Annotated in this window: 1 protein-coding gene; it reads left to right on the plus strand. The window is 42.5% G+C overall.

What is annotated here, in order from left to right:
* Positions 1-268 (plus strand): P-loop NTPase family protein (locus tag AB1471_RS17415; RefSeq protein ID WP_367780989.1); only part of this gene is annotated, 268 nt, incomplete at both ends.

Below are 268 nucleotides of genomic sequence, written 5' to 3' on the forward strand. Positions count from 1 at the left end.
TTCCCGGTAAAAATGTTCCCAGTCTTGACGGTTTATCTGGCGGAGAAAAGGCTCTTATTGCTCTGGCTATCTATTTTGCCATTATGCGTGTTAATGCGCCTCCGTTCTGCTTCCTTGATGAAGTTGATACTGCACTTGATGACATTAACGTTGATAGATTTGCAGACTATATGAGCAAATCCGACTTTTCTACCCAGTTTATTTGCATTACTCACCGCAGAGGAACAATGGAGGCCGCTGATATGCTTTATGGTGTAACAATGCAAGA

It is taken from the genome of Jeotgalibacillus marinus, from assembly GCF_040801915.1.
GTDB classification, from domain to species: Bacteria; Bacillota; Bacilli; order Bacillales; family Jeotgalibacillaceae; genus Jeotgalibacillus; species Jeotgalibacillus marinus.